Annotated in this window: 18 protein-coding genes; 7 read left to right on the forward strand and 11 right to left on the reverse strand. The window is 66.8% G+C overall.

Translation table 11 applies throughout. The features are described from left to right. Nucleotides 1–7: 7 nt before the first annotated feature. The 4 genes from A2G96_RS19550 to A2G96_RS19565 form a co-directional block, all read right to left on the reverse strand. On the reverse strand, nucleotides 8–523 hold the full coding sequence (locus A2G96_RS19550; RefSeq protein ID WP_062801706.1) for an LPS-assembly lipoprotein LptE: 516 nt from the start codon (nucleotides 521–523) through the stop codon (nucleotides 8–10). A 44-nt stretch (nucleotides 524–567) separates the two neighbouring features. Further along, nucleotides 568–3189 carry a leucine--tRNA ligase gene (leuS, locus tag A2G96_RS19555; RefSeq protein ID WP_062801707.1) on the reverse strand — a complete coding sequence of 874 codons (2622 nt, stop codon included), beginning with the start codon at nucleotides 3187–3189 and terminating at the stop codon, nucleotides 568–570. Between the two features lie 169 nt (nucleotides 3190–3358). Beyond that, nucleotides 3359–4156 (reverse strand): 4-hydroxy-tetrahydrodipicolinate reductase, encoded by a 798-nt coding sequence (dapB, locus tag A2G96_RS19560; protein WP_062801708.1) that lies wholly within the window; start codon nucleotides 4154–4156, stop codon nucleotides 3359–3361. 108 nt (nucleotides 4157–4264) lie between these two features. Continuing rightward, the gene (locus A2G96_RS19565; protein WP_062801709.1) at nucleotides 4265–4921 is read right to left on the reverse strand and encodes an outer membrane protein assembly factor BamE; all 657 of its coding nucleotides are present in this window, start codon (nucleotides 4919–4921) and stop codon (nucleotides 4265–4267) included. A gap of 246 nt (nucleotides 4922–5167) precedes the next feature. Here A2G96_RS19565 and fur point away from each other — a divergent pair, with 246 nt between their 5' ends. Next, nucleotides 5168–5599: a ferric iron uptake transcriptional regulator gene (fur, locus tag A2G96_RS19570; protein WP_012353845.1), complete on the forward strand. Its 432-nt coding sequence runs from the start codon at nucleotides 5168–5170 to the stop codon at nucleotides 5597–5599. 91 nt (nucleotides 5600–5690) lie between these two features. Here the strand turns inward: fur and A2G96_RS19575 are convergent, their stop codons facing one another. The 3 genes from A2G96_RS19575 to tkt all read right to left on the reverse strand — a co-directional run bounded on the left by A2G96_RS19575 (nucleotide 5691) and on the right by tkt (nucleotide 10174). After that, nucleotides 5691–6686: a LysR family transcriptional regulator gene (locus A2G96_RS19575; RefSeq protein ID WP_062802249.1), complete on the reverse strand. Its 996-nt coding sequence runs from the start codon at nucleotides 6684–6686 to the stop codon at nucleotides 5691–5693. Nucleotides 6687–7057: 371 nt separating this feature from the next. Continuing rightward, nucleotides 7058–8056, reverse strand: a complete 999-nt coding sequence (gene gap / locus A2G96_RS19580) for a type I glyceraldehyde-3-phosphate dehydrogenase (RefSeq protein WP_062801710.1) — start codon at nucleotides 8054–8056, stop codon at nucleotides 7058–7060. Nucleotides 8057–8140: 84 nt separating this feature from the next. Then, complete coding sequence (gene tkt / locus A2G96_RS19585) at nucleotides 8141–10174, reverse strand: transketolase (RefSeq protein ID WP_174549304.1); 2034 nt, start codon at nucleotides 10172–10174, stop codon at nucleotides 8141–8143. 324 nt (nucleotides 10175–10498) lie between these two features. Between tkt and A2G96_RS19590 the strand changes: the two genes are divergently transcribed. From A2G96_RS19590 to A2G96_RS19600, 3 genes are read left to right on the forward strand one after another with little or no spacing between them, the layout of a single operon-like run. Continuing rightward, entirely contained in the window at nucleotides 10499–10933 is a 435-nt protein-coding gene (locus A2G96_RS19590) for a VOC family protein (protein ID WP_062801712.1), read from the forward strand. Then, entirely contained in the window at nucleotides 10933–11694 is a 762-nt protein-coding gene (locus tag A2G96_RS19595) for a 16S rRNA (uracil(1498)-N(3))-methyltransferase (protein WP_062801713.1), read from the forward strand. The genes A2G96_RS19590 and A2G96_RS19595 overlap by 1 nt, the downstream gene beginning before the upstream one ends. Nucleotides 11695–11751: 57 nt before the next feature. Next, nucleotides 11752–12384 (forward strand): YidB family protein, encoded by a 633-nt coding sequence (locus A2G96_RS19600; RefSeq protein WP_062801714.1) that lies wholly within the window; start codon nucleotides 11752–11754, stop codon nucleotides 12382–12384. An 80-nt stretch (nucleotides 12385–12464) separates the two neighbouring features. Here the strand turns inward: A2G96_RS19600 and A2G96_RS19605 are convergent, their stop codons facing one another. The 3 genes from A2G96_RS19605 to A2G96_RS19615 form a co-directional block, all read right to left on the reverse strand. Then, on the reverse strand, nucleotides 12465–13082 hold the full coding sequence (locus A2G96_RS19605; protein WP_062801715.1) for a barstar family protein: 618 nt from the start codon (nucleotides 13080–13082) through the stop codon (nucleotides 12465–12467). After that, a complete protein-coding gene (locus A2G96_RS19610; protein WP_062801716.1) occupies nucleotides 13079–13450 on the reverse strand; it encodes a guanyl-specific ribonuclease in 372 nt (123 codons plus the stop codon). Before A2G96_RS19610 ends, A2G96_RS19605 begins: the two co-directional genes overlap by 4 nt. A gap of 382 nt (nucleotides 13451–13832) precedes the next feature. Next, nucleotides 13833–16154: an NADP-dependent malic enzyme gene (locus A2G96_RS19615; protein ID WP_062801717.1), complete on the reverse strand. Its 2322-nt coding sequence runs from the start codon at nucleotides 16152–16154 to the stop codon at nucleotides 13833–13835. Nucleotides 16155–16545: 391 nt separating this feature from the next. On the opposite strand from A2G96_RS19615, the gene thiL reads away from it, so the two are divergent. From thiL to A2G96_RS19630, 3 genes are all read left to right on the forward strand, one after another. After that, on the forward strand, nucleotides 16546–17526 hold the full coding sequence (thiL, locus tag A2G96_RS19620) for a thiamine-phosphate kinase (RefSeq protein ID WP_062801718.1): 981 nt from the start codon (nucleotides 16546–16548) through the stop codon (nucleotides 17524–17526). Between the two features lie 125 nt (nucleotides 17527–17651). Next, on the forward strand, nucleotides 17652–18218 hold the full coding sequence (locus A2G96_RS19625; RefSeq protein ID WP_062801719.1) for a phosphatidylglycerophosphatase A family protein: 567 nt from the start codon (nucleotides 17652–17654) through the stop codon (nucleotides 18216–18218). A gap of 46 nt (nucleotides 18219–18264) precedes the next feature. Then, entirely contained in the window at nucleotides 18265–18762 is a 498-nt protein-coding gene (locus A2G96_RS19630) for a CinA family protein (RefSeq protein WP_012353857.1), read from the forward strand. Nucleotides 18763–18854: 92 nt separating this feature from the next. Here the strand turns inward: A2G96_RS19630 and pyrF are convergent, their stop codons facing one another. Continuing rightward, nucleotides 18855–19673, reverse strand: a complete 819-nt coding sequence (gene pyrF, locus A2G96_RS19635) for an orotidine-5'-phosphate decarboxylase (RefSeq protein WP_062801720.1) — start codon at nucleotides 19671–19673, stop codon at nucleotides 18855–18857. Between the last annotated feature and the right edge of the window lie 11 nt (nucleotides 19674–19684).

Raw genomic sequence — 19684 nt, forward strand, 5'->3', positions numbered from 1 at the left:
CGCGCGCTCAGATCGCCTTGACGGCGGCGAGCCGGCGCATCAGCTGCTGCACGATGTCGCGCTGCATGTCGCGGTACAGCTGCTGCTCTTCGTAGTCCTTGGCCAGCGTATTGGCTTCGTTGTAGGTCAGGTCGCGCGTCAGCACCAGCTGCGACGGCGCGATCAGTTCCTTGCCGGCGGGGTCGCGCAGGCGGAAGGTGAAGCGCTGGGTCAGGCGGTATTCACGCACCACGCCCTCGGTCGTGATCGACAGGATGGACTTGGTGCGGGTGTCCTGCAGCACGTCCAGCAGCGCGTCGGCCTCTTTCTGGTCGGCCACCACCTGGGTGTCCGAGCCGCCGCGGATGGCGCGGCGCAGGTCCGCGCCCATCAGCGAGTTGGGCGGGATGCCGATATACAGCCGCTTGAAGGCGAAGTCCGAGTTGCCGCGCAGATGGAAGCCGCAGCCGGCCAGCAGGCCCGTGGCCGGCACTGCCAGCAGGGCCGCGAGCAGCTTGCGGCGTCCCAGGTTCAGTCGCTTCATGGTTGGCGATTCCTTTGTCAGGTTCCGGCGGGCCGACGGCAATGTCAGAGCACCACGTTGACCAGGCGGCCGGGCACCACCACGATCTTCTTGGGCGCCTTGCCCTCGGCAAACTTGGCCACGGTTTCGCTGGCGGCGGCGGTGGCTTCGATCGCGGCGCGGTCGGCGTCGGCGGGCACGGTGATGCTGCCGCGCACCTTGCCGTTGATCTGCAGCACCAGCTCGATCTCGCTGCGCACCAGCGCGGCTTCATCGACCTGCGGCCAAGGGGCGTCGAGCAGGTCGCCGGCCTCGGCGGCATAGCCCAGCTGCTCCCACAGGCCGTGGGTGATGTGCGGCACCACCGGGTACAGCACGCGCAGCAGGATGCCAAAGCATTCGCGGCGCGCCGCCGGCGACGCGGTCTTGGCGTCGTCCAGCGCGTTCAGCATCTTCATGGTGGCGGACACCACGGTGTTGTACTGGATGCGCTGGTAGTCATAGTTGGCCTGCTTGAGCACGCCGTGGATCTCGCGGCGCAGCTCGGCATCGTCCGCGCCGGGCGCGCCGGCGGCACCGTCGCGGATCGCGGCGGCGTTGGCATAGCCGTAGTTCCACACGCGGCGCAGGAAGCGCGACGCGCCCTCCACGCCCGAACCGCTCCACTCCAGCTGCTGCTCGGGCGGCGCAGCGAACATCACGAACAGGCGCGCGGTGTCGGCGCCGTACTGGTCGATCAGCGCCTGCGGGTCGATGCCGTTGTTCTTGGACTTCGACATCTTCTCGACCCCCCCGATCACCACCGGCTGGCCGTCGGCGATCAGCGTGGCGCCCACCGGACGGCCGCGCTCGTCGGTCTGCAGGTCGACCTCGGCCGGGTTGTACCAGGTCTTCTTGCCGGCGGCGTCTTCGCGGTAGTAGGTCTCGTTGAGCACCATGCCCTGGGTCAGCAGGTTGGTGAACGGCTCGTCGAACTTGACCAGGCCCAGGTCGCGCATGACCTTGGTCCAGAAGCGCGCATACAGCAGGTGCAGGATCGCGTGTTCGATGCCGCCGATGTACTGGTCCATCGGCATCCAGTAGTCGTTGCGGGCATCGACCATGGTGGCCGCGTCCGGGCACGTATAGCGCATGTAGTACCAGCACGAATCGATGAAGGTATCCATCGTGTCGGTCTCGCGGCGCGCGGGCTTGCCGCACGACGGGCAGCTGCACTGCAGGAAGCGCGGATCCTTGGCCAGCGGATTGCCGGTGCCGTCCGGCACCAGGTCTTCGGGCAGCACCACCGGCAGGTCCTGCTCCGGCACCGGCACCACCCCGCAGCTGTCGCAGTGGATCAGCGGGATCGGCGTGCCCCAGTAGCGCTGGCGCGAGATGCCCCAGTCGCGCAGGCGCCAGGTGGTCTTCTTCTCGCCCAGGCCCATCGCGCCCAGGTCGGCGGCGATCGCCTCCACCGCGGCCTGGTAGCCCAGGCCGTCGTACTTGCCGCTATGGATGCAGGTGCCGTTTTCCTTGTCGGCGTACCACTCCTGCCAGGCTTCGGTCGAGTACGGCTGGCCCTTGACGTCGATCACCTGCCGGATCGGCAGCTTGTACTTGTTGGCGAAGGCGAAGTCGCGCTCGTCGTGCGCGGGCACGCCCATCACGGCGCCGTCGCCGTAGCTCATCAGCACGTAGTTGCCGACCCAAACGTCGACCTTGTCGCCGGTGAGCGGGTGCACCACCTGCAGCCCGGTCGGCATGCCCTTCTTCTCCATGGTCGCCATGTCGGCTTCCATGACCGAGCCGTGCTTGCATTCGTCGATGAAGGCGGCCAGTTCCGGGTTGTTCAGCGCGGCGTGCGTGGCCAGCGGGTGCTCGGCGGCGACCGCGCAGAAGGTCACGCCCATGATGGTGTCGGCGCGCGTGGTGAAGACGTAGAGCTTGCCGTCGTTGATCGGCTTGCCGTCCTCGCCCGGGATGTCGTGGGTGAAGGCGAAGCGCACGCCCACGCTCTTGCCGATCCAGTTCTGCTGCATCACCTTGACGCGCTCGGGCCAGCCCAACTGGTCCAGGTCGCCCAGCAGCTCCTGCGCATAATCGGTGATGCGCAGGTAGTACATCGGGATCTCGCGCTTTTCGACCACCGCGCCCGAGCGCCAGCCGCGGCCGTCGATGACCTGCTCGTTGGCCAGCACGGTCTGGTCGACCGGGTCCCAGTTGACGGTGCCGGTCTTGCGGTAGGCGATGCCCTTCTCCAGCATCTTCAGGAACAGCCACTGGTTCCAGCGGTAGTAGTCCGGGCTGCAGGTGGCCACCTCGCGCGACCAGTCGATCGCCAGGCCCATCGACTGCATCTGCTTCTTCATGTAAGCGATGTTGTCGTAGGTCCAGGCGGCCGGCGCCACGCCGTTGTTCAGCGCGGCGTTTTCCGCCGGCATGCCGAACGCGTCCCAGCCCATCGGCATCAGCACGTTGTTGCCGTTCATGCGCAGGTAGCGCGCCATCACGTCGTTGATGGTGTAGTTGCGCACGTGGCCCATGTGCAACTTGCCCGACGGGTACGGCAGCATCGAGCAGGCGTAGAACTTGGGCTTTTCCTTGCCGTCGGGCCCGGCCGCATGCTCCGACACGCGATAGGCGTCGATGGCTTGCCAGTGCTGCTGGGCGGCTTGTTCAACGGCGGAAGGAAGGTATTTGTCTTGCATGGTCGGGACAGCGGTCAAGGACAGCGTCTGCGCGGCAACTGGCCTGCCGGCATCCGGGAAGATTCGTTCGAAGGAAAGCGGCGGGGGCCAGTGTGGGCGCCCGCCCGGCGTGCAATGCTAAAGCAATCGATTATAACCGTGGCGGCAGCGCTGGCCGCCCCGGGCGGCCTTACTTCAGGCCCAGCACGTCCTGCATGTCGAACAGCCCGGTCGGCTTGTCGGCCAGGAAACGGGCCGAGCGCACCGCGCCGTCGGCATACGACTGGCGGCTCGACGACTTGTGGCTGATCTCGATGCGCTCGCCGATGCCGGCGAACATCACGGTGTGGTCGCCGACGATATCGCCGCCGCGGATGGTGGCAAAGCCGATCGACCCCGGATCGCGCTCGCCGGTATGGCCTTCGCGCGCGAACACGCCGCAGGTCTTCAGGTCGCGTCCCAGCGCATCGGCGATCACTTCGCCCATTTTCAGCGCGGTGCCCGACGGGGCGTCGACCTTGAAGCGGTGGTGGGCCTCGATCACCTCGATGTCATAGCCGCTCGACAGCAGCTTGGCCGCGACTTCCAGCAGCTTGAAGGTGGCATTGACGCCGACGCTGAAGTTGGCGGCAAAAACGATGCCGATCGATCTGGCGGCCTCGGCCAGCGCGGCCTTGCCGGCCTCGTCGAAGCCGGTGGTGCCGATCACCATCTTGATGCCCTTCTGCTTTGCCGCGGCCAGGTGCGCCAGCGTGCCTTCCGGGCGGGTGAAGTCGATCAGGCAGTCTGCGCCGGCCAGGCCGGCTTCCAGGTCCGCCGTGATCGCCACGCCGGTATTGCGGCCCAGGAACAGGCCCGCATCCTGGCCCAGCGCCGGCGAGCCCGGCACGTCGAGCGCGCCCGACAGCTTCACGCCGTCGGTGTTCAGCACTTGTTCGATCAGCATGCGGCCCATGCGGCCCGCTGCGCCTGCAATGGCGATGTTCATGGTGTCTGGCTCTGCGGAATATGCGCGGTGCGCGAAAGAGGAACGAGCCGGCCATGCCTGGCCGGCCCGGAAAACCAGCAGCGCGCCGCGGCGCGCGCGCGTGATCGATCAGTTGGCGGCGGGCCTGGCCGCGTCGGCCGGCGCGGTGGCCTGGGCCGGCGCCGGCGCTTCGGCGGCGGGCTGGGCCGCTTGCGCCGGTTGTGCGGGAGCGCCGGACGCTTCCGGCTGCTGCTGCGCCTGCCGCGGCACGAAGTTCTCGACCGTGGTCTGCGGCTCGGCCAGGGCCGGGGCCGGAGCCGCGGCGCTGCTGGTGGAGATCTTGCCCGGCGTCTGCTCCTTGAGCGCCTTCTTCATGCCGTCGATCTCGGCGATCAGCTCGTATTCGGACGGCAGTTCGTCGCCGCCAAACTTGACCAGGCGGTCGCCGTCGAAGAACACCGTGTAGCGGCGCTGCTGCACCACCGAGGTATTGCCGCGGCGGAACGAAAACACATAATCCCAGCGGTTGGCGTGGAACACGTCGGTCAGCAGCGGCGTGCCGAGCAGGAACTTGACCTGGTCGCGGGTCATACCTTCGCGCAGCTGCGAAGCGGCCTCGCGCGAGACGAAGTTGCCCTGCACGATGTTGATCCGGTACGGCGTGATGGCGTTGGCTACCTTGCGCGAAGTGGAATCGTAGGCCGAGCAGGCGCCGGCCAGCAGGGCCGCGGCCAGCAAAGAGACAACCAGCGTCGGACGCATGGCGGACGAACGGATAGAACGCATGGATCTCGTTTCCGGAGGGAAAGAAAAGTAACGCGGCAGAGATCGGGCTGCGCGGGCATGAAAACGGCGCAAAATGCGCCGATTGCAACACACGAGCGGATGGCATCTGCCGCCGCAACCACATGGGTCGGCAAGCTTGCCGGGCGCGCGATGCCGACCTCTGGACATCGTCGGCACGAGCGACTTTTGCTGCCAAAACCCTTATGATTCAACTATCCAGACATTGTACTCTAGGGAGTCACCCACATGCCGAGTCCGGCGGACCTCAAGAATATCGGCCTGAAGGCGACCGTGCCCAGGCTGAAGATTCTTGAAATTTTTCAGACCAGCGAACAGCGACACCTGAGCGCGGAAGACGTCTACCGCATCCTGCTCAACGAGCATATGGATATCGGCCTGGCCACCGTCTACCGCGTGCTGACCCAGTTCGAACAGGCCGGCCTGCTGTCGCGCAACAACTTCGAGTCCGGCAAGGCCATCTTCGAGCTCAACGAAGGCAAGCACCACGACCACCTGGTGTGCCTGGATTGCGGCCGGGTCGAGGAATTCTTCGATTCCGAGATCGAGCAGCGCCAGCAAAGCATTGCGCGCGAGCGCGGCTTTACCCTGCAGGAACACGCGTTGTCGCTGTACGGCAACTGCACCAAAACAAACTGTCCCCACAGACCCAAACGATAAGCAACCGCTCGCTCCCTTGCCGGAGCGCAGACGGAGCAACAAAAAACCGGCGCCAGGCGCCGGTTTTTTGTTGGGGGCTTGCCGCCGCAGGTCAGCGAGCCTGCAGGTCCTGCAAGTCTTGATCGCTTACCACCCGGGCGGGGCGTGCTTGCGGCAGGCCGACGAACTCGCCCACCACCTGGCGGAACAGGCCACGCGCCCACACCAGCATCGGGTGGGTGTTGCGGCTGCGGTGCCAGAACATGTTCAGGCCGAGCGTGGTGTTCAGCTCCGCCGGCAGCGGGAAGGCCTTCAGGCCGTAGGTTTCACAGGCCATGTCCTTGGTCAGCGCATTGACGGTGAAGATCATGTCCGTCTGCGAGGCCAGTTCGGCCTGGGCCCGCCACGAATGTACCGTCAGCGAGGCGTTGCGCTTCAGGCCGCGCTGCTGCAGTGCGTAGTCGAGCGGGATCAGCGACGGTGCCGGCCGGCCCGAGCCGCCGGAATGCGCCATGAAGATATGGCCGCAGTCCAGGTATTGCTCGAGCGTGCAGTGGCCCTTCAGCACCGGATGGTCCTTGCGCGCGCATACCCACAGGTTCAGCGACGTCACCATTTCCTCGACGATTTCCGGATGGCGGGTCGGGAACGGCGAGAATGCCAGGTCGAGTTCATTGGCGCGCATCGACGCCACATCGGTTTCCCACGAATGGGACTCGACCAGCTTGATATGCAGGTCCGGCGCCAGCGCCTTGATGCGCAGCACGAAACGGTTGAACACCGTATCGCCCAGTTCCGCGGCAAAGCCGATGCTCAGCGTGCCGGTGGCGGTGGCCGGATCGAAGTTGTCCGCGTCGCCTTCGTTGATCGACGACCACAGGTCCAGCATGTCGCGGATCTTGGGGCCTAGCTCGAGCGCGCGCGGCGTCGGCGTCAGCCCGTGCGGGACGCGGATAAAGAGTGGATCGTCAAAGATTTCGCGCAGCCTGCCCAGCGAATGCGAGACCGCCGGCGCGGTCATGTGCATCTTTTCAGCCACGTAGGTGGCATTACGCTTGCTCAGCAGCTCGGTGAAGATCACTAAAAGCTTTGTGTCTACGTTCACCATGATCAGGCCCCCGGTCAGATTTTTCACAGCTAAGATGGCCCCACCACTTGCACTGGCTGCACATCAGATTTCAACAGGGTCTTAATAGTGTAAGAGGAAAAATCAGGCTCGAAAAGCAAATTCGGCATTTCTGAAACGGGCATCCATAACATAACTGCGAAAAATTGCGCGATTTTGCCGCAATTGATCGGAGATGCGTACATTGCCGGCGGCGCAACCGGCACTTCCGCCCCTGCCCCTCCTCTACCGGCTCCCACTTTTATCACTCTTTTCTGACGCGCCTGTTTCAGCCGCCGCCAGGATCGCCATCCTGCCCGAGAAACGAAAAACGCGCCCGCAGGCGCGTTTTCCATGGCTGGCGAAGGCGCCGATTACTTGGCCACCACGCGGGCCATTTCCAGCACCTTGTTCGAGTAGCCCCACTCGTTGTCGTACCAGCTCACGACCTTGATGAAGGTGCCGTCCAGCGCGATGCCGGCTTCGGCGTCGAAGATCGAGGTGCGGGCATCGCCGCGGAAGTCGGTGGCGACGACCTTGTCTTCGGTATAGCCGAGCACGCCCTTCAGCGCGCCCTGGCTCTGGGCCTTCATCTCGGCGCAGATTTCTTCGTACGACGCCGACTTTTCCAGCTCGACGGTCAGGTCAACCACCGACACGTCGGAGGTCGGCACGCGGAACGACATGCCGGTCAGCTTCTTGTTCAGCTGCGGGATCACCACGCCCACGGCCTTGGCGGCGCCGGTCGACGACGGGATGATGTTTTCCAGGATGCCGCGGCCGCCGCGCCAGTCCTTGTTGGACGGGCCGTCGACGGTCTTCTGCGTGGCGGTGGCGGCGTGCACGGTGGTCATCAGGCCGCGCTTGATGCCCCACTTGTCGTTCAGCACCTTGGCCACCGGGGCCAGGCAGTTGGTGGTGCAGCTGGCGTTGGAGATGATCGCCTCGCCCTTGTAAGTGTCGTGGTTGACGCCGTACACGAACATCGGGGTGTCGTCCTTGGACGGGGCCGACATGATCACCTTCTTGGCGCCCGCGTCGATGTGCTTCTGCGCGCCTTCCTTGGTCAGGAAGATGCCGGTCGACTCGACCACCACGTCGGCGCCGATCTCGCCCCACTTCAGCTCGGCCGGATCCTTGACCGCGGTCAGGCGGATCTTCTTGCCGTTGACGACCAGGGTATTGCCGTCGACCGACACTTCGCCGTCAAAGCGGCCATGCACCGAGTCGTACTTCAGCATGTACGCCAGGTAGTCGGGCTCGAGCAGGTCGTTGATGCCGACGACTTCGATGTCCTTGAAGTTGGCGACGGCGGCGCGGAACACCATGCGCCCGATGCGGCCGAAGCCGTTGATGCCGATCTTGATGGTCATGACTGTCTCTCCTGAGGATCGATTGAAACCGGTGGGCGCCGCGTCCGCCGCGCGGCGCACCGCGCGGTTCCAGCGCCCGGATGCTTAGATAAGGGTGTCCTTCACCGTACGGACCACATTGTCGACGGTAAAGCCGAAGTGCTTGAACAGCACGCCGGCCGGGGCCGATTCGCCGAAGGTATCGATGCCCACCACCGCTTGGACCTGGTACTTCCACCAGAAGTCCGTCACGCCGGCCTCGACCGCCACGCGCGGCACGCCGGCCGGCAGCACGCTGGCCTTGTAGGCGGTGTCCTGCTTGTCGAACACGGTGGTCGCGGGAATCGACACCACGCGCACGTGCACGCCCTCGGCGGCCAGTGCGTCGGCGGCGCCTACGGCCAGGCCGACTTCCGAGCCGGTCGCCAGGATCACGGCGTCCGGACGGCTAGTCTTCGGATTCACGCTGTCGCGCAGCACGTAGCCGCCGCGCGCGATATTGGCGCGGGTGGCATCGTCGCGCTGCTGGAACGGCAGGTTCTGGCGGCTGAAGATCAGGCAGCTCGGGCCGTTCTCGCGGCGGATCGCCTCGGCCCACGCCACGGCGGTCTCGGTGGTGTCGGCGGTACGCCAGACGTCCATATTCGGGATCAGGCGCAGGCTGGCGACGTGCTCGATCGACTGGTGCGTCGGGCCGTCCTCGCCCAGGCCGATCGAGTCATGGGTGAACACGAACAGCGAGCGGATCTTCATCAGCGCCGCCATGCGCAGCGCATTGCGGCTGTAGTCCGAGAACGTCAGGAAGGTCGCGCCGTAGGGGATGTAGCCGCCATGCAGCGCGATGCCGTTCATGATCGCGCTCATGCCGAACTCGCGCACGCCGTAGTTGATGTGGTTACCCCAGGCATCGACGCGCACCGCCTTGCTGCCCGACCAGTTGGTCAGGTTCGAGCCGGTCAGGTCGGCCGAGCCGCCGAGGAACTCCGGCAGCACCGGGCCGAAGGCCTCGATGGTGTTCTGGCTGGCCTTGCGGGTGGCGATGGTCTCGGCCTTTTCCTCGCACTTGGCGATAAAGGCTTCGACCGCGGCGTCGAATGAGCCCGGCAGCTCGCCCTTCATGCGGCGGGTGAACTCGCTGGCCTCGTACGGGTGGCGCTCGGCATACGATTCGAACAGCGCGTTCCAGGCGCGCTCGAGCGCCTGGCCGTTGGCCTTGGCGTCCCAGGCGTCGTAGACCTCGGCCGGCACCTCGAACGGGGCGTGGGCCCAGCCCAGCGCCTCGCGCGTGGCCAGCACCTCGGCACCGCCCAGCGGGGCGCCGTGCACGTCGTGGCCGCCTTCCTTGTTGGGCGCGCCCTTGCCGATCTTGGTGCGGCAGCAGATCAGGGTCGGCTTGTCGCTGGCCTTGGCCTGCGCGATGGCGTTGTCGACCGCGACCACGTCGTGGCCGTCGATGCCGCGGATCACGTTCCAGCCGTAGGCCTCGAAACGCTTCGGGGTGTCGTCGTTGAACCAGTGCACCACGTCGCCGTCGATCGAGATGCCGTTGTCATCCCACAGCGCAATCAGCTTGTTCAGCTTCAGCGTGCCGGCCAGCGAGCAGGCCTCGTGCGAGATGCCTTCCATCAGGCAGCCGTCGCCCAGGAACACATAGGTGTAGTGGTCGACGATGTCGAAGCCAGGGCGGTTGAATTCCTCGCCCAGCAGGCGCTCGGCCAGCGCCATGCCGACGGCGTTGGTGATGCCCTGGCCGAGCGGGCCGGTGGTGGTTTCCACGCCCGGGGTGATGCCGTATTCCGGGTGGCCGGCGGTCTTGCTGTGCAGCTGGCGGAAGTTCTTCAGCTCTTCGATCGGCAGGTCATAGCCGGTCAGGTGCAGCAGCGCGTAGATCAGCATCGAGCCGTGGCCGTTGGACAGCACGAAGCGGTCGCGGTCGGCCCACTGCGGGTTGCTCGGGTTGTGCTTCAGGTGCCGGCCCCACAGCGCCACGGCGATGTCTGCCATGCCCATCGGCGCACCGGGGTGGCCGGAATTGGCCTGCTGGACGGCGTCCATGGCAAGCACGCGGATGGCGTCGGCCATCAGCTTGGCGGGCTGGGAAGCAAAGGGACTTGTGGCGGGATGGGCAAGGGCGGACATGCGGGCGGATTCGGCGTGAGCCTTGGCGGCAGGAAAACCGCAATTTTAGCAGAAGCTAGGGGGTTTTCCGGACTCCCGGACGCCCCCTCGGCCGAGTCCGGGCGATCATCGCAGGCCGCCCGCACCGCTGCATGCCGGCAACCGGAACTATCCGGGGCCCGGCATGCCTGATGCTTCACCCCGGCACCGTGGCGAGGACGCGGCGCGGACCGTGGCGCGGCACTTCGACAGCGTAGCGCGGCACGCGTAAGATGCACTCTCGCACCGCGCGGCACGCCGTCGCGCCGGGTTTCCCGCAACCAGGAGACGATCAAGGAGACGATCATGAGCAGACCGGCCAACACCCCCTGGCTCACCCCCTACCTGACCGTCGCCAACGGCCGCGCCGCGCTGGACTTCTATGGCCGCGCCTTCGGCTTCACCCCCGGCAACGTGGTCGACGAAAACGGCGTCCCCACGCACGCCGAGATGCACTACCAGGGCCAGCTGGTGGTGATGTTCGCGCCCGAGGGCGCATGGGGCAGCACCGCGCGCACGCCACGCTCGCTCGGCGTGGAATGCCCGCAGACTTTCTATGTCTATTGCGACGATGTCGACGCCATGCACCAGCGCGCGGTCGATGCCGGCGCGGTCAGCCTGATGGCACCCGCCGACCAGTTCTGGGGCGACCGCTACTGCATGGTCGAGGATCCCGACGGCTACCGCTGGGGCTTCGGCAAGCCGCTGGCCCAGGCGAACCAGGCAGGCCAGGCAAGCTGATGGCGCCAAGATTTTTTGTCGGCGGCGCGGATACCGTGCTGGCCGCCGAGTCCGATTTCCCGCTGCCCGAACCGGTGGTGCGCCACGCGCAGGTGCTGCGCCTGGCGCCGGGCGACGCCATCACCCTGTTCGACGGCCGCGGCGGCAGCCACGCCGCCACGCTGGTCGAACTGGGCAAGCGCCACGCGCTGGCCCGCATCGGCGCGCATGACGCGGCCGAGGCCGAGCCGCCCTTCCGCGTCACGCTGGCGCAGGGGCTGGCCGGCGGCGACAAGATGGACTGGCTGATCGAGAAAGCGGTCGAACTCGGCGTCGCGGCGATCCAGCCGCTGCAGGCCAGCCGCTCGGTGGTGCGCCTGTCCGGCGAGCGCGCACAGAAGCGCCACGCGCACTGGCAGGCGCTGGTCCAAGCCGCCTGCGAGCAATGCGGCCGAAATCGTTTGCCGGCGGTGGCGGAGGTCACTAACTTGGATACGTGGCTGGCGCGCGCAGACCGGTCCGGCAACGGCGGCACCAGGCTGCTGGTGTCGCCGCGTGCCGCGCAAGCGCTGCCGGCGCTGGTGGCGGAACGGCGCGAGACGCTGCTGGCCGATGGCATCACCCTGCTGATCGGCCCCGAAGGCGGCCTGGCCCCCGAAGAAGAACAGGCCGCGCTGCAGGCCGGTTTCACCGGCGTGTCGCTCGGCCCGCGCATCCTGCGCACGGAAACCGCCGGGCTGGCATGCCTGGCAACCCTGAACGCCTTGCTGGGCGGATTCTGACGACGGGGCCACCCCGGCCCTGTGTCACCTTGCAACCCTGACTGAAAGGAGTCGACCATGGGACTACTCGATAGCGTGCTGGGCGGTGTGCTCGGACAGCTCGGCGGCGCGCGCGGAGAGAACGGCCAGGGCGGCCAGGCCGGCGGGCTCGACCCCAAGCTGATGATGGCGCTCGGCCTGCTGGCAACGCTGGCCATGCGCAGCCGCGCGCAAGGCGGCGATGCCGCCGGCGGCGGAGCCGCGGCCGATGATGGCCTGGGCGGGCTGGGCAGCCTCGGCGGGCTGCTGGGCGGCATGCTCGGCGGCGGCGCCAGCGCTGGCACCGCGCCGGGCGGCGCTACCGGCGGACTCGACCTGGGCTCGCTGCTCGGCGGCCTGCTGGGCGGCCAGGGCGGCGCGCCCGCCAACAGCCAGGCGCTGGGCGCTGCCGCTGGCGGCATCGGCGCGCTGCAGCAAATCCTGGCGCAGGCCGGGCTGGGCGAGCAGGTCAATTCATGGATCGGCAGCGGCGCCAACCAGCCGGTCACGCCGTCGGCGCTGAGCGACGCGCTCAACGACACCGGCGCGCTGCAGTCGCTGGCGCAGAGCACCGGCATGTCACAGGACGACGTCGCGGCGCAACTGAGCGAAGGCCTGCCGGAGCTGATCGACCGGCTCACGCCGCATGGCCACCTGCCGGCGCAGGAATAGCGCGGCACTGCCCCAACATGCAAAAAGCCCGCATCAGCGGGCTTTTTGTCTGGTACGCCGTGGAACGGCAGTCAGCGCGGTCAGGCGAACGAATAGAACACGCGGAACTGCACCTTGCGCTCGCCCCAGAACTCGGCGGCGTCGCGGAACACGTCGAGCAGCACCTCGCGCGCTTCCTTGTCGAACTTCTGCGCGATCGGCAAGCCCTCCAGCACGATCACGAAACCCGGCTGCGGGCCAGCCTTGTAGATCATGTCGGTCAGGCAGTCGGCGAGCGCGTCGAAATTCTTGCCGAAATGCTTGGGGAAGGTGAACGAGGTGGCGATGGTTTCCAGGATCTCCGCCTTGCTCGCGCAATGCGCGCAATTGGCATAGAGGAAATGCTGGCCGAGGTCGGCCGCGGCCTGCGCCAGTTCCGGCACGCGGAAGGCGCGGATCGACTGGACGATGTTCGGACGCACCGTCTTGAACAGGTTCATGGCCCCCTCGCTGGTGCCGTCGTTCCAACCGGGACCGGCGGGCATGGCCACGGGCGCGGTCGCGGGCGGGAGTTTTTGCATGAGCTCGTGGCTCGGCATCATCAGCACGTTGTCGTATAGGTTCTGGGCCTGCTGCTGAGCCCGCTGCCAGCCATCTCCGGCGCCGCGCTCTTCGCGGGCGGCAAGGGCGTCGCCCAGTCCGAAAATGTCAGTCATCATTTGAGTATCCGTTTGAAGCTGTTGTAGTGGTCTTCCGTGTAGTAACAATCGTTGGCAGCGCGCTGTTCCCCGCCGCAGACGATCCGCTTGGCTCCCCGGTTCCGGCTCCTGGCGCTCTTGACCGTGTATTCGCGGTAGTAACCGCGTTCTTTTAGCGGCAGGATGCGTTCGTAGTTGCCGAATCGCGAGCCGTCCTTGTCATACGGGAACGGGCCGCCGGCTTCAATGCGCTCCAGGGTCTGCCGCGCTTCGTTGGGCAACTGCTGCACTGCAATGGTTCCCAGCCCTTCGGTCTGTGCCTGGCGCGCCAGCGTCGGTTGCGCCAGGGCCAGCACCAGCGCCGCGCCGGTCAGGGACCGGGCCAGCATGCGCGTTGCGTGCCGCATCGGAGAAACTTGGAAACCCACGTTGCTTGTGTCTTGGTTGAACCGGAAATCGAGCCTGCCGCTGGTTGGGTAGACGATCTGTCCGGGCCACCCTGGCCTGCCCCCTCTGCGCTCTCATGAAGCGTCGCGCGAGGAATGCCGGCCGCACCGGGGCGCTCATGGCGAGCGCCTGTATCAAAGGCGTAAGGTTACGCGCATGCACGCAATTAATCAATCCCGGTGCTATTGCAGCGCAATTTCTTCAATTGTTTCAATATGTTAAGCGTATGTGTGCGCATACTAACCGCCATCTTGAGGCGATTAAAAAAGCCGGGCGAACCCGGCTTTTCCTCACACTGGCCCGCGCGGGGCCAGCGCGGTCGGCTTAGCGCTTGGCGGCGGCGTCGACCACCACCAGCGACGTCATGTTGACGATGCGGCGCACCGTCGCCGACGGCGTCAGGATGTGCACGGGCGCCTTCACGCCCAGCAGGATCGGGCCGATCGCGACGTTGTTGCCCGCGGCAACCTTGAGCAGGTTGTACGAGATATTGGCCGCGTCGATATTCGGGCACACCAGCAGGTTGGCTTCGCCCTTGAGCGTGCCGTCCGGCACCAACTGGTCGCGCAGCTTCTGGTCGAGCGCGCAGTCGCCGTGCATCTCGCCATCGATCTCCAGCTCCGGCGCCTGCTCGCGCAGGATCGCCAGGGTTTCGCGCATCTTGCGCGCCGATGGCGCCTCGGACGAGCCGAAGTTCGAATGCGACAGCAGGCCGACCTTGGGTTCGATGCCGAAGCGCTTCAGCTCTTCGGCCGCCATCAGCGTGATCGCGGCCAGTTCCTCGGCGCTCGGATCGACGTTGACGTGGGTGTCGACCAGGAAGATCTGACGGCCCGGCAGCACCAGGCCGTTCATCGCCGCATAGACCTTGTTGGTGCCGCCCAGCACCTGGTCGATATAGCGCAGGTGCGCCGCAGTGTTGCTGACGGTGCCGCAGATCATGCCGTCGGCCTCGCCCTTGTGCACCAGCATCGCGCCGATCAGCGTGGTGCGGCGGCGCATTTCCAGCTTGGCGTACTGCGGCGTGATGCCCTGGCGGGCCATCATGCGGAAGTAGGCGTCGGAATAGTCGCGGAAGCGCTCGTCGTGTTCCGGGTTGACCACGGTGAAGTCCACACCGGCGCGCAGGCGCAGGCCGAAGCGCTCGATGCGGTGCTGCAGCACGGCGGGACGGCCGATCAGGATCGGGTTGGCCAGCTTTTCGTCGACGATCACCTGCACCGCGCGCAGCACGCGCTCTTCCTCGCCCTCGGCGAAGACGATGCGCTTCTTCTCCATCTCGACCTTGCGTGCGGCGGCGTAGATCGGCTTCATCACCGTGCCGGAGTGGTACACGAACTGCTGCAGCTGCAGGCGGTACGCGTCCATGTCCTCGATCGGGCGCGCGGCCACGCCGCACTTCATCGCGGCTTCGGCCACGGCCGGCGCCACCTTGACGATCAGGCGCGGGTCGAACGGCTTCGGGATCAGGTACTCGGGACCGAACGACAGGTCCTGGATGCCGTAGGCGGTGGCTACGATGTCGCTCTGCTCCTGGCGTGCCAGTTCGGCCAGCGCATTGGCCGCGGCGATTTCCATCTCGCGCGTGATGGTGGTCGCGCCGCAATCCAGTGCCCCGCGGAAGATGAACGGGAAGCACAGGACGTTGTTGACCTGGTTCGGATAGTCGGTACGGCCGGTGGCCATCACCGCGTCCGGACGCACTTCCTTGACCAGTTCCGGCGAGATTTCGGGATTCGGGTTGGCCAGCGCCAGCACCAGCGGCTTGTCGGCCATGCGCTGGACCATGTCCTGCTTCAGCACGCCCGCCGCGGACAGGCCCAGGAAGATGTCGGCGCCGTCGATCACTTCGCCCAGCTTGCGCTTGTCGGTCTTTTGCGAGAAGCGCGCCTTTTCCGGGTCCATCAGCTCGGTGCGGCCTTCGTAGACCACGCCGGCCAGGTCCGTCACCCAGATGTTTTCGATCGGCAGGCCGATGTCGACCAGCAGGTCCAGGCAGGCCAGTGCGGCCGCGCCGGCGCCGGAGGCCACCAGCTTGACCTTGGCGATATCCTTGCCGACCACCTTCAGGCCGTTGATGACGGCCGCCGCGACCACGATGGCGGTGCCGTGCTGGTCGTCGTGGAAGACGGGGATCTTCATCTTCTCGCGCAGCTTGCGCTCGACGTAGAAGCACTCTGGTGCCTTGATGTCTTCCAGGTTGATGCCGCCGAAGGTGGGCTCGAGCGCGGCGATGATCTGGACCAACTTTTCCGGGTCCTTCTCGTCGATTTCGATATCGAACACGTCGATACCGGCAAACTTCTTGAACAGCCCGCCCTTGCCTTCCATCACCGGCTTGGAGGCCGCGGCGCCAATGTCGCCCAGGCCCAGCACGGCGGTGCCGTTGGTAATCACCGCGACCAGGTTGCCGCGCGCGGTGTAGCGGAACGAGTTGGCCGGATCGGAAACGATTTCTTCACAAGCCGCGGCGACGCCGGGCGAATACGCCAGGGCCAGGTCGCGCTGGTTCGACAGCGGCTTGGTCGGCGTGACCGAGATCTTGCCGGGGGTGGGAAACTCGTGATATTCGAGCGCCGCTTTGCGCAGCGCCTCGCGCTGCTGCTGTTTCAGATCGTCTTGGGACGGGGACTGTGGGCTGGTCATCGGCGCATCTTCCAATCGGTGGAGCCGTCATTGACAAGGCGGGGACGATCGGCGGACCGGCTCCACGCGTCCGCCCTTCTCTTCCTTTGGAACCCAGCATTTTATATAGTGAAAAACTATTTCACAATAAGCCTTTTGCTTGGGGCACCTTTGCGATTCGGTACAATATGCCCCATCCTCCGGGGCAACACCAGCAAGCGTAGCGTCCGCGCGCCCGAGCGGCGCAGCGCATGGCGGTCATGGCTGTGATGTGCGGCAGTATCTTGCTGAAACGCTGGGTACGCCCCATGCTGACGCCAAGTGCCCGCTGCGGGATCTGCCGGCAAACGCCGGCGATCTCCCTGGAAAACCGCCGTCACCCCATCCGCCCGCACCGGGCTGCCGCTCGACAATGCCCAACGCCCAGCCCGCCCCGCTTTCCGAATTCGACCTGATCCGCCGCTACTTCACGCGGCCGGTGCGCAAGGCCGCGCTCGGCGTAGGCGACGACTGCGCGCTGATCGAAGGCCGGCCTGGCCATCATCTCGCCATCAGCACCGACATGCTGGTCAGCGGCCGGCATTTCTTCGCGGACGTGGCGCCGCGCGCGCTCGGCCACAAGGCGCTGGCGGTGAACCTGTCGGACCTGGCCGCGATGGGCGCCGAGCCCCGCGCCTTCACGCTGGCGCTGGCGCTGCCCGCGGCCGAGCCCGAGTGGCTGGCCGAACTTGCCGCAGGCATGCTGGCGCTGGCCGACGAACACGGCTGCGAACTGGTGGGCGGCGACACCACGCGCGGCCCGCTGACGCTGTCGCTGACGGTATTCGGCGACGTGCCGCTGCGCGCGGCGCTACGCCGCGACGCCGCGCGCCCCGGCGACGATATCTGGATCTCCGGCACCCTGGGCGATGCCCGGCTGGCGCTGGGCGACTGCCGCGGCGAATGGCTGCTGCCCGAGCCCGAATTCAGCCAGGTCCGGCCGCGCATGGACACACCCACGCCGCGGGTGGCGCTGGGCATGGCCCTGCGAGGCGTGGCGCATGCAGCACTGGATATCTCCGACGGCCTGGTCGGTGATCTCGGCCATATCCTGGCGCGTTCGCAGGTGGGGGCGCTGGTGGATGTCGATGCCCTGCCCCGCTCGGCAGTGCTGGCCGGGCAGCCCGACGCCATCCAGCGCGAATGCGTGCTGGCCGGCGGCGACGACTATGAGCTGTGTTTCACCGCGCCCGCCGGCCATCGCGACGCCATTGCGGCCATCAGCGAGCGGCTGGCGCTGCCGCTGACGCGCGTCGGCGCGATCACGCCCGAGCCCGGCCTGCGGCTGGTCGACCGCGCCGGCAACCCGACCCGCTACGAGGGCGCCAGCTTCGACCATTTCGCAGCCCCCTGACACCGGGTCACAGGCATGTCATGATGCCGGCATCGGCGCCTGCGCGGGCACGGGAGTCCCGCACGCATCGCAGCGCAAGCCGGCCATAACCATAAGCCGTATCCGCATCACACGAGCCAACTTTGATGTCCACCTTCCCTCCCGGGGCCGCGCCGCGCGACCCCGCCCTGACCCTGGAAGCCGGCCAGACCGTCAAGGTCACGCGCCCGAGCGCGCGCTTCATGCTGGCGCATCCGGCGCACCTGATTGCCTTCGGCTTCGGCTCGGGCCTGTCGCCGGTCGGCCCCGGCACCGTCGGCACGCTCTACGCCTGGCTGTCGTTCGTGGTGATTTCGCTGTGGATCGAGCCCGCCACCTGGCTGTGGATCATCAGCGGCGGCTTCGTGTTGGGCCTGTGGGCGTGCGCCCGCACCGCGCGCGACATGGGCGTGCACGACCACGGCAGCATGGTCTGGGACGAGATCGTGGCGTTCTGGCTGGTGCTGGCCTTTGTCATGCCGACCGGCTTCTGGGGCCAGTTCGCCGCGTTCCTGTGGTTCCGGCTGTTCGATATCGCCAAGCCGGCGCCGATCGGCCACTATGACCGCAGCCTGAAAGGCCCGGGCCTGCGCGGCGGCTTCGGCGTGATGTTCGACGACATCTTCGCGGCGTTCTACACGCTGCTGGTGTTTGCCCTGTGGCGCTCGTTCTGAGCGGCGAACGCCAGACTGATTCCCCAAAACAACCCCTGCACCCATCATGTCCGTCAGCCGCCTGCTCGACCAGCTCGCCATCCAGGCCGGCGTCGCCCTAGCCGACAAATCCCTGATGCTGGCCACCGCCGAATCCTGCACCGGCGGCCTGGTCGCCGCCGCCATTACCGACGTGTCGGGCTCGTCGGGCTGGTTCGAGCGCGGCTTCGTCACGTATTCCAACGAGGCCAAGTCGACCATGCTGGGGGTGCCAGCCAAGCTGATACGCGATCACGGCGCAGTCAGCGAAGAGGTTGCGCGCGCGATGGCGGAAGGGGCGCTGCTGAACAGCCGCGCGCAGGTGTCGCTGTCGATCACCGGCGTCGCCGGCCCCAACGGCGGCACCCCGGAAAAACCCGTCGGCATGGTGTGCTTTGGCTGGAGCAACCGCATCACCACCATCGTCGAGACCCAGCGCTTTCCCGGCGACCGCGCACAGATCCGGCGCCAGGCGGCCGAGCACGCGATGCGGGGCCTGGTGGAGTTGCTGCGCAACGAGGCCTGAAACGGCCCTGAAGGCCCGCCGCCGTAAGCAGCCCGATCCAACAAAAAACCGCGCACAGCAGGCGCGGTTTTTTGTTGTGCCGCGTGCGGCGGTCAGCCGTGGCGGTAGCGGTTGATGGTTTCGCGCGTCTGCAGCGCGACGCTGCGCGCCGCCTCCGCGAAGTCTTTCTCGCGGCTGGCGTACAGGATGGCGCGCGACGAATTGATCATCATGCCGGTGCCGTCGGCGGTGCGCCCGGCCTTTACCGTGGCTTCGATATCGCCGCCCTGGGCGCCGATGCCGGGAATCAGCAGCGGCATGTCGCCGACGATCTGGCGCACCCGCGCGATCTCGTTGGGGAAGGTCGCGCCGACCACCAGGCCCATCTGGCCGGTGGTGTTCCAGCGTTCGCGCGCGGCCTCGGCCACCAGCTGGTACAGCGGCTTGCCGTCGACCTGCAGGAACTGCACGTCCGAACCGCCCGGGTTGGAGGTGCGGCACAGCACGATCACGCCGCGGTCCGGATAGGCGAGATAGGGCTGCATCGAGTCGAAGCCCATGTACGGGCTGACCGTGACGGCATCGGCTTGGTAGCGCTCGAAGGCTTCCAGCGCATAGTGCTCGGCGGTCGAGCCGATGTCGCCGCGCTTGGCGTCGAGGATCACCGGGATGCCGGGGTGGGCATCGTGGATATAGTGGATCAGCTGCTCGAGCTGGTCTTCGGCGCGCTGCGAATGGAAGTAGGCGATCTGCGGCTTGAAGGCGCAGACCAGGTCGGCGGTGGCGTCGACGATCTCGCGGCAGAACGAGAAGATGGCGCCGCCGGCCCCGGTCAGGGACAGCGGAAGCTTGTGCGGATCAGGATCGAGCCCGACGCACAGGAGGGAATCGTTGCGCTGCCAGGCGGCAGCAAGCTGCTCGGTGAAAGTCATGGGTACTCGGA

The sequence above is a fragment of the Cupriavidus nantongensis genome, from assembly GCF_001598055.1.
Lineage (GTDB): Bacteria > Pseudomonadota > Gammaproteobacteria > Burkholderiales > Burkholderiaceae > Cupriavidus > Cupriavidus nantongensis.

Excerpts from the sequence above, each read along its gene's own strand:
- A2G96_RS19550 (WP_062801706.1), bottom strand. The coding sequence starts at position 523 with ATGAAGCGACTGAACCTGGGACGCCGCAAGCTGCTCGCGGCCCTGCTG.
- leuS (WP_062801707.1), bottom strand. The coding sequence starts at position 3,189 with ATGCAAGACAAATACCTTCCTTCCGCCGTTGAACAAGCCGCCCAGCAG.
- dapB (WP_062801708.1), bottom strand. The coding sequence starts at position 4,156 with ATGAACATCGCCATTGCAGGCGCAGCGGGCCGCATGGGCCGCATGCTG.
- A2G96_RS19565 (WP_062801709.1), bottom strand. The coding sequence starts at position 4,921 with ATGCGTTCTATCCGTTCGTCCGCCATGCGTCCGACGCTGGTTGTCTCT.
- fur (WP_012353845.1), top strand. The coding sequence starts at position 5,168 with ATGCCGAGTCCGGCGGACCTCAAGAATATCGGCCTGAAGGCGACCGTG.
- A2G96_RS19575 (WP_062802249.1), bottom strand. The coding sequence starts at position 6,686 with ATGGTGAACGTAGACACAAAGCTTTTAGTGATCTTCACCGAGCTGCTG.
- gap (WP_062801710.1), bottom strand. The coding sequence starts at position 8,056 with ATGACCATCAAGATCGGCATCAACGGCTTCGGCCGCATCGGGCGCATG.
- tkt (WP_174549304.1), bottom strand. The coding sequence starts at position 10,174 with ATGTCCGCCCTTGCCCATCCCGCCACAAGTCCCTTTGCTTCCCAGCCC.
- A2G96_RS19590 (WP_062801712.1), top strand. The coding sequence starts at position 10,499 with ATGAGCAGACCGGCCAACACCCCCTGGCTCACCCCCTACCTGACCGTC.
- A2G96_RS19595 (WP_062801713.1), top strand. The coding sequence starts at position 10,933 with ATGGCGCCAAGATTTTTTGTCGGCGGCGCGGATACCGTGCTGGCCGCC.
- A2G96_RS19600 (WP_062801714.1), top strand. The coding sequence starts at position 11,752 with ATGGGACTACTCGATAGCGTGCTGGGCGGTGTGCTCGGACAGCTCGGC.
- A2G96_RS19605 (WP_062801715.1), bottom strand. The coding sequence starts at position 13,082 with ATGATGACTGACATTTTCGGACTGGGCGACGCCCTTGCCGCCCGCGAA.
- A2G96_RS19610 (WP_062801716.1), bottom strand. The coding sequence starts at position 13,450 with ATGCTGGCCCGGTCCCTGACCGGCGCGGCGCTGGTGCTGGCCCTGGCG.
- A2G96_RS19615 (WP_062801717.1), bottom strand. The coding sequence starts at position 16,154 with ATGACCAGCCCACAGTCCCCGTCCCAAGACGATCTGAAACAGCAGCAG.
- thiL (WP_062801718.1), top strand. The coding sequence starts at position 16,546 with ATGCCCAACGCCCAGCCCGCCCCGCTTTCCGAATTCGACCTGATCCGC.
- A2G96_RS19625 (WP_062801719.1), top strand. The coding sequence starts at position 17,652 with ATGTCCACCTTCCCTCCCGGGGCCGCGCCGCGCGACCCCGCCCTGACC.
- A2G96_RS19630 (WP_012353857.1), top strand. The coding sequence starts at position 18,265 with ATGTCCGTCAGCCGCCTGCTCGACCAGCTCGCCATCCAGGCCGGCGTC.
- pyrF (WP_062801720.1), bottom strand. The coding sequence starts at position 19,673 with ATGACTTTCACCGAGCAGCTTGCTGCCGCCTGGCAGCGCAACGATTCC.